The sequence below is a fragment of the Vibrio sp. D173a genome, from assembly GCF_030248475.1.
This window is the reverse complement of sequence record NZ_JAHGAH010000065.1, coordinates 53,932-68,523: the sequence shown is the minus strand read 5'-3', so window position 1 is coordinate 68,523 and position 14,592 is coordinate 53,932. Positions and strand designations below refer to the sequence as shown.

Annotated in this window: 11 protein-coding genes; 7 read left to right on the top strand and 4 right to left on the bottom strand. The window is 45.3% G+C overall.

The window, feature by feature from the left end:
• The first annotated feature begins 130 nt into the window (after nucleotides 1–130).
• The 5 genes from KIV40_RS07720 to KIV40_RS07700 all read left to right on the top strand — a co-directional run bounded on the left by KIV40_RS07720 (nucleotide 131) and on the right by KIV40_RS07700 (nucleotide 5,584).
• A complete protein-coding gene (locus tag KIV40_RS07720; protein ID WP_012128794.1) occupies nucleotides 131–796 on the top strand; it encodes a response regulator transcription factor in 666 nt (221 codons plus the stop codon).
• A 171-nt stretch (nucleotides 797–967) separates the two neighbouring features.
• On the top strand, nucleotides 968–1,555 hold the full coding sequence (locus KIV40_RS07715) for a hypothetical protein (protein WP_012128795.1): 588 nt from the start codon (nucleotides 968–970) through the stop codon (nucleotides 1,553–1,555).
• A gap of 89 nt (nucleotides 1,556–1,644) precedes the next feature.
• Nucleotides 1,645–2,328 (top strand): molecular chaperone, encoded by a 684-nt coding sequence (locus tag KIV40_RS07710; RefSeq protein WP_012128796.1) that lies wholly within the window; start codon nucleotides 1,645–1,647, stop codon nucleotides 2,326–2,328.
• A gap of 10 nt (nucleotides 2,329–2,338) precedes the next feature.
• Complete coding sequence (locus tag KIV40_RS07705; RefSeq protein ID WP_012128797.1) at nucleotides 2,339–4,729, top strand: fimbria/pilus outer membrane usher protein; 2,391 nt, start codon at nucleotides 2,339–2,341, stop codon at nucleotides 4,727–4,729.
• A 3-nt stretch (nucleotides 4,730–4,732) separates the two neighbouring features.
• The gene (locus KIV40_RS07700) at nucleotides 4,733–5,584 is read left to right on the top strand and encodes a hypothetical protein (RefSeq protein ID WP_012128798.1); all 852 of its coding nucleotides are present in this window, start codon (nucleotides 4,733–4,735) and stop codon (nucleotides 5,582–5,584) included.
• A 145-nt stretch (nucleotides 5,585–5,729) separates the two neighbouring features.
• On the opposite strand, the gene fusA is transcribed toward KIV40_RS07700, so the two are convergent.
• Entirely contained in the window at nucleotides 5,730–7,817 is a 2,088-nt protein-coding gene (gene fusA, locus KIV40_RS07695) for an elongation factor G (RefSeq protein ID WP_005530296.1), read from the bottom strand.
• 216 nt (nucleotides 7,818–8,033) lie between these two features.
• Complete coding sequence (radA, locus tag KIV40_RS07690) at nucleotides 8,034–9,413, bottom strand: DNA repair protein RadA (protein ID WP_285348567.1); 1,380 nt, start codon at nucleotides 9,411–9,413, stop codon at nucleotides 8,034–8,036.
• A gap of 151 nt (nucleotides 9,414–9,564) precedes the next feature.
• On the opposite strand from radA, the gene KIV40_RS07685 reads away from it, so the two are divergent.
• The gene (locus tag KIV40_RS07685) at nucleotides 9,565–11,913 is read left to right on the top strand and encodes a PilZ domain-containing protein (protein ID WP_285348566.1); all 2,349 of its coding nucleotides are present in this window, start codon (nucleotides 9,565–9,567) and stop codon (nucleotides 11,911–11,913) included.
• A 55-nt stretch (nucleotides 11,914–11,968) separates the two neighbouring features.
• Here KIV40_RS07685 and serB read toward each other — a convergent pair whose 3' ends face one another.
• Nucleotides 11,969–12,949 carry a phosphoserine phosphatase gene (serB, locus tag KIV40_RS07680; protein WP_285348565.1) on the bottom strand — a complete coding sequence of 327 codons (981 nt, stop codon included), beginning with the start codon at nucleotides 12,947–12,949 and terminating at the stop codon, nucleotides 11,969–11,971.
• A gap of 91 nt (nucleotides 12,950–13,040) precedes the next feature.
• On the opposite strand from serB, the gene KIV40_RS07675 reads away from it, so the two are divergent.
• Nucleotides 13,041–13,646: a YtjB family periplasmic protein gene (locus KIV40_RS07675; RefSeq protein ID WP_285348564.1), complete on the top strand. Its 606-nt coding sequence runs from the start codon at nucleotides 13,041–13,043 to the stop codon at nucleotides 13,644–13,646.
• A 91-nt stretch (nucleotides 13,647–13,737) separates the two neighbouring features.
• On the opposite strand, the gene deoD is transcribed toward KIV40_RS07675, so the two are convergent.
• Nucleotides 13,738–14,457, bottom strand: coding sequence for a purine-nucleoside phosphorylase (gene deoD / locus KIV40_RS07670; protein ID WP_005449118.1), 720 nt, complete (start codon nucleotides 14,455–14,457; stop codon nucleotides 13,738–13,740).
• Between the last annotated feature and the right edge of the window lie 135 nt (nucleotides 14,458–14,592).

Here is a 14,592-nt window from a genome sequence, read left to right as displayed (position 1 = left end):
TTAATACACAAGTTGCGTACAACCCATAAATAATGAGGTTGCGTAACACGCTAAACTGCCAAAATTAAAAATATAAAAAACCATATATATCAAAAATTAAAGCAGAATTAGACCAACAGGATTTGTTGCAATGGAACTAAGCACCCAACCTTTAGCAGTACATCTGCTAAGCAAAGATATGTCATACACAAGAGTGATTCGCGACTTAGTCAAACTTTCTTTTCCCTTAGTGAGCTTCACCACTAGCGATACATTCACCCATTTGGATGAAGAGGCATCACAACGCATTATCCTTTTCGACGTAAAATCCATGCCTTGCCCAAAGCGATACGGAATTTGTCCCATGGAGAGAAAAGAAAAGTGGGTCGCAATGAATGTTTCATCTGTCTCTTCACTTGAATGGCTAGAAAAGGGGTATTCAGGGCAAGTGTGCTCCCGTTTAGAACTTCTTCCAAAGGCGCTTTCTGCCGTTTCTCAAGGAGACGTGTGGTTTCCTCGCCCTATTTTGAATAAAGCTATCTACCACTATCAAGAAGGTGGTGAGGATTCTACTCTCACAGCAGACTATTTAAGCACCAAGTTTCTGCTTACGAAAAGAGAGGGTGAGATTTGCAAGCTGATGCTTCAAGGGCTCTCAAATACACAGATAGCAAGGCAATCAAATGTCAGCATCAATACCATCAAAACTCATGCTTCAAACGTCTTACACAAATTAAATGTACACTCTCGCTACGAATTAATGGCGATGGCAAAAAAACACTCTAACCTAAATATAAGAAACAAAGGACATTATTGACCAATTCAACAATAGAAAGGTGAAGTAAAATCGAGTAGAAACAAATTCATCCCTTTTTCACCCCAACTATTACCAGGGTCTCACCTTTGTTGGTGATGTGGAGAAGCTGAGTCCCTCATAAGCTGATAATGCGATTTAAACAACGCATTGTGACTAACGAGGGATTGAGTTATGAAAAAATTACTTCTTGCTACAGCAGTAGCAGCCGCATCGCTTTCTTTTGGCGCTTCTGCGGTTCAATTTAACAACCCAGTGGACTTTACAACACTGAGTAAAACCGACCAAAAAACAATCCGAATTGAGGGCCGAGTACCAAAACGCTGCCTGCTTCGAATTGGTAAGAAAGATGTGAAAAACAACGTTCTACGCAAGGCCAATAAAGTGCACACCGATTCGTGGGACAACGGTTTTAACAACAAGAAAGTGTTAGTGGGTAATTTGAGAGCTTGGTGTAACTACGGTACAGATCTAGATTTCTCCGTAACCGCATACAAACTGCGCGGTGTGACCAAGCACAACATGGGCGAAAAAATTAACTACAAAGTGAAAATCGGTTCTGAAACCGTTGCGAATACTAAGAACGATCATGGTATGGAAAAAATGGCGTCGCCAATTCCTTCAGTGGGCGATCACTTAGTGAACAAGATCAACAAACATCCTATTTACGTCAAACCTGAAGATTCAGGCTTTGCACGAGCTGGTAAATATAAAGGTCGTATCAAAGTGAGCCTTTCTGCATCAGGCCCTGTAATGCCGTAACCGAACGACACTTTATAGATATCGTCTTAAAAGGCAGATACAAGCTTGGCTCGATAATCGGGCCAAGCCTGTTTTAGGGAGAAATATCTATGGCTAGGATCACCACACTTCTTTTTTCTTTTTTGTTCAGTTCAATTATTTTCGCGTACGAGGTCAGTCCAATCTATTTAGAGCTAGACGACGTTGGCCGAAACTCTCAAGGGTTGTACAAAGTAACGAATGTGGAGGACGACCCAATACTGCTGGAAGTCCATGTCTATCAAGCCGATTTCTCTTCAGGCGAGGAAATCCTGACACCATCAGAGGACGAGTTTCTCATTCTCCCCCCTCAAGCTAAAATCGACGGGCAAAAGTCCCAAACCTTTCGCGTCCGTTACACGCCCAAAAGACCAATAAAAAAAACTGAGACATATCGAATCGTCTTTACCCAGATAGAACTCGACAACCAAACTGAGGAGAATGAAGAAGATAGTTCTATCTCCATGCTATTGGAGTTTGCTACGTTAGCTTTTGTTTCTCCAGCTTCAAGTAAGCCCATTCCAACCGCGACCATTAAAAACAATCAAATTGCAATCAGAAATGACGGTAAACGCGTACTGAACATGAATGGCATGGAATTTAGTTTCTCAGGTGGTAAGTCAAACAAAACAGTCGATTGGGAAGCGTTAAGTAACAAAACCAGTGCTTATTTAATGCCGGGGTCAACGGTAAAGTACACTCTACCAAGTGAGCTGGGGCTGCCCCAAACAGTTTCTGTTAAAACAATAGACTAGTGAGTTTTTTATGAAAAATCTCATTTTACACTTTATTCTAGTTTTCACTGTAAAAGCTGCATTAGCTCATAGCTGGTCGTTCCCATTCCCTGTCATTTGGGGTGAAAATACTATCGGCCAAGTGAGCGCGTACTCAGACGGTATGACCGTAGATTCAATCAACGTTGAACAGCTCGCTCAGTCAGTAGAGAAACTGATAAATGATGAAACTCTCGTGGCATTGAGAGGATTCTCTGAAAAATATATCACGGTTGAACAATTGACTCGTATTGGAATCAACGCAAATTTCGACACATCCGAACAAAGTATTAATCTAGTCATAGATGAGTCTGCAGCCGCGGACTTTTTACTCTCCTTCGGAAGCAAATACGAGCCTGCACAGTACTCGGAAAGCGCATTCTGGACGATACAAAATACACTGAACGCCAGTACTGATTACACCTTATTTAGCGATTCTAACGCCAAAGACACGCAAACTTGGCTAGGGGAATGGTTAGTTCGAGCCAATATTGGTGGCGTTCGAGGGGTAAACCTTGATGTCTCCGGCTTCGTCACTGGCGGTAATAATGTCGATTCCGATGTCTATCGTGGTGAAGCTCGTCTTTTTTTCGATGAACCCAGCACACCTTGGCGCTTCACCTTTGGGGATGTGACCCAAACTAGTGCTGGCCATCTGCCGAGCACGCCTCTGGGCGGAGTCGCTTTTGAACGTTTGTACCAAGATTTACAGCCCACCAGAAACATTCAGAACGGCGGGACGCAACCTCTAGTATTAAATGAAAGCGCCGATGTCGAAATCTACATTAACGATATCTTCCTCACCGAGATTAGATTGCCACCGGGCCGATATACACTGGATGATCTACCTCTCGTGTCAGGTACCAATGATGTGCGGTTAGACATTAGCTATCAATCAGGCCGCACCGACACCATCGTTTACAGTCAATTTTTTAACTCTCGTTTACTGCGTGAAGGCATTTCTGACTTCGGTTTTTACTCTGGGTTAATCTCGACGATCGAGGATAACAACTTTAAATACGACGATGAACAGTGGGTCACGTCGGGATACTACGACTTCGGTATCAGCGACACATTAACGCTGGGTGTAAACGGACTTTACCATCCTAAGGGCCAACAACTTGGCGTTATTGCCACTATCGGTTCTGATTGGGGGAATGTAGGTGTTCGAGCATCTGCGCAAAACAATAAACCTAATGATGACACTGGCAGTATCTACAGCCTCGATTATTCCCATCAAGTGTGGGGAACGGATAGCTATGGCTCTCCAAACTTTCGTCTCGGCGTCGAATACCAAGATAAGTACTTCGCATTACCTTGGCAAATAGCCGAACCAAGAACAGGCTTACGCGTATTCTCTAACTACGTGCTCACCATTACAGATGACCTTAGTCTAATATTAAGTGGAGACTATCGTGACTTCGAAGAGGAAGAGGTTGAATGGCTTGCGTCATCTGAAGTCGCTTGGCAATTTTACAGCCTGTCACTCTCTGCTGGTGTAGAGAAAGAGGAGAATCCAAACGATAACATTGACGAGACGCGCTTCACTTTCTCTGCAGACTGGGACTGGAACTCTGTGTCTGGGGAATACAATGCAAACGTCTCTTACTCCAACGAGCCCGATACTTACAGAGCTCAATTTCAACGCCCTTCCGATGATTACACAGGCAGCTATGGCTATGCGCTTACAGCAGAAGGTGATGCCGACTCTCAAACTTATTCTGTAGAGGGCAATTATGTGGCAAACCGCTTCATCACTGATGCTAAAGTCTCTCACCTCGACTTTGACAATTCCGACAGTTACCAAACCGCTTCATTGCGAGCAAGTACGGCGCTGACGCTGGCTGATGGCAACTTAGCTTGGTCACGTCCTATCAATGGACCTGTTGCCATCGTCGCCGTTCATGACTCTTTGGATGCTGATGTTGAAATCAACGCCGTTGCCGACGACCCAGCTGAAGCGATTTCAACTTCGGCGATAAATAATGCCGTTCAACTATCTGGTGGGCATCAGTTGTCTAGTGTCTACATCAATGTCCCAGATGCTCCTGTCGGCTATGACTTTGGTGACCACGAATACAACATCACACCAGGGTCACAAACTGGCCATCTAATAAACATCGGCTCAATCGCGTCAAAGACCATAATTGGCACACTCGAAATCAGTTCTAAAAAACCACTAAAGCTCTACCAAGGGCAGTTAGTTGGACAACAGAAAACCTATGACTTTTTCACCAATCGATCAGGTCGATTTGTTGTAGAAGGTATTGCTCCGGGCACCTACACCATCACGGTTGAAGGATTCAGCCCAACAAAACTAAACGTACCAGAAACCAATGAAAATCTGATTTATCTACCCACTTTACTTATTAAAGAGGGATAAACAATGAAACACTTATTCCAAATATCAGTGTTCAGTCTCGCCATATTATCTCAACCCGTATGGGCAGAATGCAGTGGCAAATGGACACTAAACGTTGACCGAAGTAACGTTGAATTTAAACGTGACTTAGGGGCTTATATTCCAGTTTATTTGGAGCTATCTCGCGATATTCAGACCTGTCGATTTCCGATGGCGATGGTCTCGGTCAACAATAAACAGTCCAGTTACTTAAGTTCAATTGGAGCCAGTTTATCTGTGACTATTCTGGACAAAAACTTTCGGCAGTTGAGTCACTTCCCTAATAAAGGTTTTCAGCTACCTTTGGATAATAGCCAAAGGACAAAGTTCTGGATAAAGGTTCCAGAAGCGAAAGTTGCTGCATCTGGTAATTACAACGGACTGCTCGAAGCCACAATATCCTTGGGCAAAAAGCAAAAGTCAAAAAACGCAAAAGTGAAACTCAACGTTCCTGCTTTCGTTGCTTTTAACTCTGCCCCTAATGCCCCAAACATGCAACGCTCTGGTAACTCAGGTTATCGCTTTCAGCTTGGCGATCTGGAATCGAACCGAACTTACCGCTCTGACTTCGCTCTTCTCTCAAATTCTAACGTTAGGCTGGTTGTGAAACAAAAGTATGGTGAGTTGAAACAGAAATCAGAGCCCAATATTACTATACCGTATACATTGCGATTCAATAACGCTTTGGTTAACCAGAAAGCGGTTTATACCTTCTCTAACAATGAAAGTACTAAGCGATGGGGAGTACCACTCGAAGTGACGCTAGGAAATATCGACTTTGCCCGAGCTGGTAAATACCAAGACACGATAACTGTCGAAGTAAAAGCGATGCCTTAAAGGTGACACCATTGAAGAAAAGCCAGCGATTCAATTAAAAGAAGAGTAAGGTAAACAAGCAATATAGGACCGCTTGCCTATCGAGAGATATTAAAAAGCCCCGCACTAGGCGGGGCTTTGATATTTTAAAGCGTTAGCTTAAGAATTACTTCTTAGCTTCGCGCTCTTTAACTTCTGCGATTACTTGCTCAGCAACGTTCGATGGACATGCTGCGTAACGAGCGAATTCCATAGAGAACTGACCACGACCAGAAGTGATAGTACGTAGGTGACCGATGTAACCAAACATTTCTGATAGAGGAACGTCTGCTTTAATACGAACGCCTGTAGTACCAGCTTGTTGGTCTTTGATCATACCACGACGACGGTTAAGGTCACCGATTACGTCACCAACGTTGTCTTCTGGAGTGAACACGTCAACGTTCATGATTGGCTCAAGAAGTTGCGCGCCTGCTTTAGGCATAGACTGACGGAATGCACCTTTAGCAGCGATTTCGTAAGCGATTGCTGATGAGTCAACTGCGTGGAAACCACCGTCGAATAGTTCAACTTCAACGTCTAGAGTTGGGAAGCCAGCTAGAACACCAGTATCCATCATTGACGCAAAGCCTTTCTCAACTGCAGGCCAGAATTCTTTAGGTACGTTACCACCAACAACTGTTGATTTGAACGTGAAGCCTGAGTTTGGCTCACCTGGTTTGATACGGTAGTCGATCTTACCGAACTGACCAGAACCACCAGACTGCTTCTTGTGCGTGTAGCTATCTTCAACTGCTTGAGTGATAGTTTCACGGTAAGCTACCTGTGGAGCACCTACTTCTAGCTCAACGCCGTAAGTACGCTTAAGGATGTCTACCTTGATGTCTAGGTGAAGTTCACCCATACCTTTCAGGATAGTTTCACCTGAATCTTCATCAGTCTCAACTTGGAATGATGGATCTTCTGCAACCATTTTACCGATCGCGATACCCATTTTCTCAGTAGAACCTTTGTCTTTTGGAGAAACAGCAATAGAGATTACTGGTTCTGGGAAGATCATAGCTTCTAGAGTACATTCGTGTTTAGGATCACATAGAGTGTGACCAGTTTGAACGTTCTTCATACCTACTACAGCGATGATGTCACCAGCTTGAGCTTCAGTAAGTTCGTTACGTTCGTCAGCTTGCATCTCACACATACGACCGATACGCTCAGTCTTACCAGTTGCAGAGTTAAGAACAGTATCGCCCTTCTTCATGCGACCAGAGTAGATACGGATAAATGTTAGAGCACCGAAACGGTCGTCCATGATCTTGAACGCAAGTGCTTTTAGTGGCGCGTCAGCGTCAACTGTAGCAACTTCACCTGTTGGCTCACCAGTTTCTGGATCTGTTAGAGGCTGAGGATCAACTTCAGTTGGAGCTGGTAGGTAATCTACAACAGCGTCAAGGATAAGTTGCATACCTTTGTTTTTGAATGCAGAACCACAGAACGTTGGGAAGAACGCTAGGTCACGAGTACCTTTACGGATACAAGCTTTTAGTTGCTCGATAGTTGGCTCTTCGCCTTCCATGTAAGCTTCCATTAGATCGTCGTCTTGCTCTACAGCAGTTTCAACTAGCTCTTCACGGTACTGTTCTACATCGTCAACCATGTCAGCTGGGATGTCTTGGATTTCGTAGTTTTCTGGCAGACCAGTTTCGTCCCAAACGTAAGCTTTACGGTTTAGTACGTCTACAACACCAACGAAGTCGTCTTCACGACCGATTGGTAGAGTCATAACTAATGGGTTTGCACCTAGTACGTTCTTAACTTGGTCAACAACGCGGAAGAAGTCTGCACCCATACGGTCTAGTTTGTTTACGAAGATCAGACGAGCAACTTCTGAGTCGTTCGCGTAACGCCAGTTTGTTTCTGACTGAGGCTCAACACCACCAGAACCACAGAATACACCGATACCACCGTCAAGAACTTTAAGTGAACGGTATACTTCAACTGTAAAGTCTACGTGTCCAGGAGTGTCGATTACGTTCAGGCGGTGACCGTTCCACTCACAAGTTACTGCTGCAGACTGGATTGTAATACCACGCTCAGCTTCTTGCTCCATGAAGTCAGTTGTAGACTCGCCGTCGTGTACTTCACCAGTCTTATGGATTTTACCAGTAAGCTTCAGGATACGCTCAGTTGTGGTAGTTTTACCCGCATCAACGTGCGCGAAAATACCAATGTTTCTGTATTTTGATAAATCAGTCATTGTCTTACTCTGTTAATAAGGTATAAAGTGCGCGCAGAGTATATCACAATCTGTCAAGACGGATACCTTTGCGTGCTATTGGAACAAAAAAAATTTTAACGTCGATTTTCCACCCTCAAATAATAGTCAAACTTCGCAATTTGTCTGCTGATTCGATAATAATGAGGATAGATTCAACATTATTGTTACCCCTTAAATTGGGGCACAAGATGGTGTTTACAACTCATCAAATGCTTCGATAGCCTCCGACAGTTTTTTAACGCCATGGATTTGCATACCAGGAATACCGCCCTTTGGCATATTCGCTGCTGGTACGATCGCTTTCTTAAAGCCGTGCTTGAATGCTTCATTCAAACGCTCTTGGCCACTCGGCACTGGGCGAATCTCTCCCGCTAGGCCAACCTCACCAAACACCACCACATCTTTTGGTAGTGGACGATCGCGAAAACTCGACAAAAGCGCCATAACTAGCGCAAGGTCAGCACTGGTCTCTGTGACTTTTACACCACCAACGACATTCACAAACACATCTTGATCGGCCATTTGTAGGCCACCGTGCTTATGCAGCACCGCCAATAATAAAGACAGACGGTTTTGTTCTAGGCCCACCGCGACGCGACGTGGGTTTGCCAATTGTGAGTAGTCCACCAGTGCTTGAATCTCTACTAATAGAGGGCGCGTACCTTCCCACACCACCATAACGGACGAACCCGACGTCTCTTCTTCACCGCGGGAAAGGAAAATCGCCGAAGGGTTATTGACCTCTTTCAGTCCCTGCCCCGTCATGGCAAAGACGCCAAGTTCATTCACCGCACCAAAACGGTTTTTGTGGCTACGTAAGGTTCGGAAGCGACTATCAGTGCCACCATCGAGTAGAACTGAACAGTCAATAATGTGTTCAAGTACTTTAGGGCCGGCAAGGGTACCATCTTTTGTTACGTGACCAACAATAAAGACAGCCACATTATTTTGCTTTGCATAACGCGTCAGCGCGGTTGCCGATTCACGTACCTGCGCGACACTACCTGGCGAGGACTGAACGTCAGACACGTGCATTACCTGAATCGAGTCAATCACCATAATGCGCGGCTGTTCTTTCTCTGCAATTTGGCAAATCTTGTCGACGTTCGTTTCCGACAACATCTTCAGGTGCTCTTTTGGCAACCCAAGTCGTGCGGCACGCATTGCCACTTGCTGGAGCGATTCTTCACCCGTCACATAGAGAGTAGGCATTTGCGAAGACAACAGACACATGGTTTGCAAAAGCAAAGTCGACTTACCTGCGCCGGGGTTACCACCGATAAGAATAGCAGCGCCCGGAACCACACCACCACCAAGCACTCGGTCTAGCTCTTTAAAACCACTCGTAAAACGGGGCACTTCTTGCAGATCAATCTCCGACAGAGTTTGAACTTTTGATTCCATTGCTGAGCCTGCGTAACCAGATAAGCGTTCGTTGCGTGCTACCGTTGGCGATGCAGCAATACGAACTTCAGTAATCGTGTTCCATGCACCACACGCATTACACTGCCCCTGCCAACGTGGGAAATCCGCGCCACAATCATTACAAACATACGCTCGTTTTGCTTTCGCCATGATGCCTCAATTCTTAAACACTCGGTTTTTTCAACAAATGTGACCAAGCACCGCCATGTCATGACCGTATCGAAGATGAACTCTTGATATACTCAAGCTTTGCTTTGCTTAGCCGATATAATTCGAATAACGACATACTTTAACAGAAATAATGCAGCAATCTGAAATTCTCTCGCTCGCAGAACGCCTCATCCCTGTTTACGGCGCTGATGACTTTGATTTCGTCCTGGGTCAATTGACCGAAGGAGAACCACCGTCGGCCAAAATTCTAGTGAAGATGGAACTCAACCGTGTCATGGCACCTTGCAAAAAGAGCATTGATTTACGAGGTCGAGTGAAAGGCGAATGTCGTGAATACTTATTAGATGGCATCCCACATTGGTTGGATGATGTCGCCTTTAACGCTTACCACAAGAACCTGAAAAAGTATGGTGGTTACACCGAGGGCATGTGGGAAGCCTTGGTCAATACACGTAATAACTTCCGTGTAATGAGCAAAAACAATGGTAAGAATGAAGAGCGATCGCTTACGGATCCGAAAAGCCCTTTTCTCGCAGAGCCTGTGCACCTCGGGTATGACTTAAAACGTCAAGAGAAACGCTTAAAAGTACAGTCTCAAGTGGAAATCGTTCGTTCAAAAGAACAAGTGATCCACGGTCTGAGTATTGACCTTTCTTGTTCGGGAGCGAAATTCAAAGTACCTAGCGCCTTCAAGTACAGCTTGGGTGAAGTCATTCAAGTCACCTTTACCGAGTTTGCCAGTAAGTCTCAAGGAGCGGGCGTCGAAAAACCGATCACGTATCGTGTGCTGGCGGTAGACGACTGCTACGAGAATGATTCCGTTCGTTACCTAAGAACCATTCGGTTAACGGAAACCAATGTCATTGCTCGCGTGATTGATGAAGCACTCAACAGCGCAGCGAAACGCGCTCGACATGACAATCAGGACAAAATCATTCGTGCTCGCACGCGCGGCTATGAGCACATTGCGCTTAAGCACACCAGTAATCTGCCGCTGTTTTTTGAAGGCAGCGAGCTCAAACTCGCCATGCTCACGCCCAATAACCAAAAGATGTGGCAGTACTGGCATGATGAGCGCAACCAACAAGTCTTCGGCTCGCTATTCAACCCGAAGAGAATGGCTTCGTTAATTGCTCCCGGCGTTAAAGGGGCAACCAATGTGCTGTACTCTTTTACCCATGAGCATGAAGGCAAAACCTACTTCTATTCGATGCTAAGTCCAGAGGCGACTAGAGAACAGCGTCAACTCTTCTGGCATTTAGGCGCCAAGCGAAAAAGTTGGCGCGCTTTCCGCATTTCGATTTTTGAGCTGTCTCAACAAGAAAAAGAAGACCTTGCTGCGTTTTCCTCTGAGTTAGCAGAAAGCTCACAGAAGCTGACACACGTTGGTATCTTGCAAGAAATTGCCGATGAAAAATCTGGCCAAGATTATTTGCTGACTGAAAAACCAAGAGTACCAGCAAATACCTTGAATGAATTCCGCCATCCGAGAAAAATCCTTGGTAGTCCAAAAGGAATTTACTTTGATGCGCAATCGCGCCGTAAAGAGCCTCGTTATCGCTTCAAAACGCCTTTGGAGCTAGACATTGGTAACACCAAAGCAACTGGCTTCACTATGGACATTTCCAAGCGAGGCCTAGGGCTGAAATTGGACGAGCCCACTGCGCTGCGTTCAGGGCAAGAAGTACAGATTAACTTCCGTGAATTGCAGCTTTACGATAAAAAGCTGCCACTCTCGGATGTGCCATACCGAGTGATCCGTATTAGCCCTGACGGTCGAAGTGTTCAATTGGTTATCGATGAACAAAGCAAAACCATGCGTGTGATTGCTTTTTTCAACAGCATTATTGAGCACAACCAAGACAAGCTGATCCCACAAAAAGAGATGCTACCAAGTAATGCTCTCTTGGAAAGGCTGCACAGCGTGTTGCTCTCAAGAACATTAAGTACCCCGATCTTTATCAGCAAAAGCGCCGCTTCTTCGGTCAAGACACCGGTGATCGGAGTGAACTTACCGTTGGCAAAACACATCGAGTTGTACGCACGTCTCGGTCACAACCAACAGTATTCGCTCGAGCCACTGTTTAAAGGCCGCTCAAATACTTTGATTGCCGATCCGATCAAACGTATTGATGGCGCGCAGGCTCGTCACCAAGATATTTATATTAGCGTGAATAAAGTCGGTCATAAGATCACTGCTATTGAGTCGAAAATGCAACAAGACTTCACCAGCGTGAAAGAGCGGATTCAATTCATCAAGAAAGCGCGGATGATGGGTGAGTTCTATGCAACACGTATCTCCACGGCACCGATCTTCGATCCAATGACATCATTACTGCGTCAAGATCTGAGCGATTTAACCCAATTTGGGGTTCATCAAGCCAGTAAGTTAGAAAAAGAGTTAACCGCCTTAGTTGGCTACAGTGAATTTGAAGATATTACCGAAGAAGTGATTGTTCGCTTAGAGCTAACGGAATAAAAAAACACCGCCGAGATGGCGGTGTTTTTTTATGTTTATTTGGAAGAAGCGCCAACTAAGGTTTCGCTTTCAAGCTGATTTTTTGCTGCTTAACCAACGCACCAGAAAGAATACACAGTACGCCACCTAAACCTGCGAATCGAACAGCGGTTTGTGCTTGTTCTTCAACCTTAGGTTTGGCGTGATAAGCAACACCAAGGCCTGCCGCAGCCATCATCACCAAATCGTTCGCGCCATCACCGACGGCAACCGTATTGTGCTGCTCAATGTCGTATTCTTCAGCAAGCTCAACCAAAATATCTGCTTTCGTTTGGGCTGACACAACATCGCCTAGCACTTCACCGGTCAGCTTACCATCAACAATTTCCAGTTGGTTGGACTGCGCAAAGTCTAATCCTACTTTGTCTTTAATGAAGTCTGAGAAGTAAGTAAAACCACCGGAAGCAATGACGGTCTTCCACCCAAGCGCTTTAAAAGTTGCAATCAGCGCTTCGAAATCTGGCATGAATGGCAACTGGCTGCGCACCTGTTCAAGAATCGCTTCATCGGCACCTTTCAGTTTACCGACACGTTGACGTAGGCTTTGCTCGAAATCCAACTCACCTTGCATGGCACGCTCAGTCACCTCTGCAACTTCTTCACCAACACCAGCAAGTTTAGCAATTTCATCAATACACTCGATTTGAATTGCCGTTGAGTCCATATCAAACACAACCAAACCAGGCGCAGACAGATCCGGCACCTCATTTAGAGAAGCGTAATCCAATTTTAAGCTTTTTAGGATGGTTTCATGTTCAGGCGTAAGATTGCCCGCCATTAATGCCACTTCATATTGGCCGACTTTCCACGTATCCAGAATAGGATTGTAGAAACCGGTAAAGAAGTCGATGTCTTCGAAGTTACGAGGCTCAAGATGTTCGCCAAACACAATCCAATTCGCCTTGGCTTTATCGAGTTGTGCCGCAAACCGAGTTTCGGGTAGTCGTTTTAAAAGAGTCGTATGCCTTCTGATAGGCAAGCTTTTTGACGCGTCCATGTATATAATCCCTTGTGACTTTGCTAAAACGTTACCTTAACAAGCTAAAAAGGCAAGTCTTTGTTTTGATTTGAATGGACGAGTAAAGAGCATGAGTGAATCCTTGTTCTCAGTAAGGAATGCCCTACGAATTCTGGCTCTGATCCTGTTGTGTGTGATGCTTTTCATCACCATCAAGAACAGTGTCGTGATCAGTAAGGGTAATGAGAAGATACAAGCACAGCAGCTTGAAACCCTGACCAAAGTTTTGATTTCGCAGGCATCATTGTCTGCCGGCGAGATGATCATCAATAAAGACCAAGAGCGTCTATTGAAGCTAACCAACCAGCTTGCTCAAGACCGCTTGGTATTCGACGCGACTATTTACGACACACAAGGCGTGCGCTTAGCATCGAGTGAAGAAGCACTGTCGGTGCGTGAAGTTTTGGGGCTAGATACCCCTCTTGCAACCGCATCCATTGGCCGACAACAGCTCGTAGAACCTGTGTTATCGGATGGTGCCGTGATTGGCTTTGTGCGAGTGACATTTGAAACCGGTCGAGTCACCGCCATTTCTGATCACCATTACCGCAAGAGTGATCGCTACATGTACATGATGGTACTGATGAGCTTTGTGTGTGGCATGTTGTTCATCATGATCTTGCGCAGACAGCCAATCCGCCGCAAGAAAGCAGAAAACCTGTTGCTAACCAAATAATCCAAAAAGCGAATTTAGAAAATAAAACAGCCCGCATGATGCGGGCTGTTTTTTTATGCTGATAAGCAAAAGAATACAAGGCTGTTCGCCCTTATTCTTCATCACCTAGCAATACTGAATCTAGAGCGATCAGCATCATGTCGTTGAACGTAGTTTGACGCTCGTCAGATGTCGTTTGCTCACCAGTTTTTATGTGGTCAGAAACAGTACAGATAGTTAGCGCTTTTGCGCCGTACTCAGCAGCAACACCGTAGATACCAGCCGCTTCCATTTCAACACCAACAATGCCGTACTTGTCCATTACGTCGAACATTTCTGGATCAGGCGTGTAGAACAGTTCCGCTGAGAATAGGTTACCTACTTTCACATCAACGCCGCGAGCTTTTGCTGCTTCTTCTGCTGCGCGAACCATTTTGTAGTCAGCGATAGCCGCAAAGTCATGACCTTTAAAGCGGATACGGTTCACTTTAGAATCAGTACAAGCGCCCATGCCGATAACAACATCACGTACTTTGATGTCTTCGTTCACAGCACCACAGCTACCTACACGGATCACTTTCTTCACACCGAAGTCTTTGATCAGCTCAGTTACGTAGATAGAACAAGATGGGATACCCATACCGTGGCCCATTACCGAGATCTTGCGACCTTTGTAAGTGCCTGTGTAACCAAACATATTACGAACGTCACACACTTGAACTACATCTTCAAGGAAAGTCTCTGCGATGTATTTTGCACGTAGCGGGTCACCCGGCATCAGAACGACGTCTGCGAAAGCACCCATTTCTGCGTTGATATGTGGAGTTGCCATGTTTCTTTTCCTTAACCTGTCTCTAGCGATCCGCACTGCTACTGGCGGTTTGGCTAGAATAATCTCATTTCCGACAAGCAGCACTTCCATGCTGCCAACATAAAACTAGGAGCCATCAAGCTCCTAGTTTTCAAA

Excerpts from the sequence above, each read along its gene's own strand:
- KIV40_RS07705 (WP_012128797.1), top strand. The coding sequence starts at position 2,339 with ATGAAAAATCTCATTTTACACTTTATTCTAGTTTTCACTGTAAAAGCT.
- KIV40_RS07720 (WP_012128794.1), top strand. The coding sequence starts at position 131 with ATGGAACTAAGCACCCAACCTTTAGCAGTACATCTGCTAAGCAAAGAT.
- fusA (WP_005530296.1), bottom strand. The coding sequence starts at position 7,817 with ATGACTGATTTATCAAAATACAGAAACATTGGTATTTTCGCGCACGTT.
- KIV40_RS07710 (WP_012128796.1), top strand. The coding sequence starts at position 1,645 with ATGGCTAGGATCACCACACTTCTTTTTTCTTTTTTGTTCAGTTCAATT.
- serB (WP_285348565.1), bottom strand. The coding sequence starts at position 12,949 with ATGGACGCGTCAAAAAGCTTGCCTATCAGAAGGCATACGACTCTTTTA.
- deoD (WP_005449118.1), bottom strand. The coding sequence starts at position 14,457 with ATGGCAACTCCACATATCAACGCAGAAATGGGTGCTTTCGCAGACGTC.
- radA (WP_285348567.1), bottom strand. The coding sequence starts at position 9,413 with ATGGCGAAAGCAAAACGAGCGTATGTTTGTAATGATTGTGGCGCGGAT.
- KIV40_RS07700 (WP_012128798.1), top strand. The coding sequence starts at position 4,733 with ATGAAACACTTATTCCAAATATCAGTGTTCAGTCTCGCCATATTATCT.
- KIV40_RS07715 (WP_012128795.1), top strand. The coding sequence starts at position 968 with ATGAAAAAATTACTTCTTGCTACAGCAGTAGCAGCCGCATCGCTTTCT.
- KIV40_RS07675 (WP_285348564.1), top strand. The coding sequence starts at position 13,041 with ATGAGTGAATCCTTGTTCTCAGTAAGGAATGCCCTACGAATTCTGGCT.
- KIV40_RS07685 (WP_285348566.1), top strand. The coding sequence starts at position 9,565 with ATGCAGCAATCTGAAATTCTCTCGCTCGCAGAACGCCTCATCCCTGTT.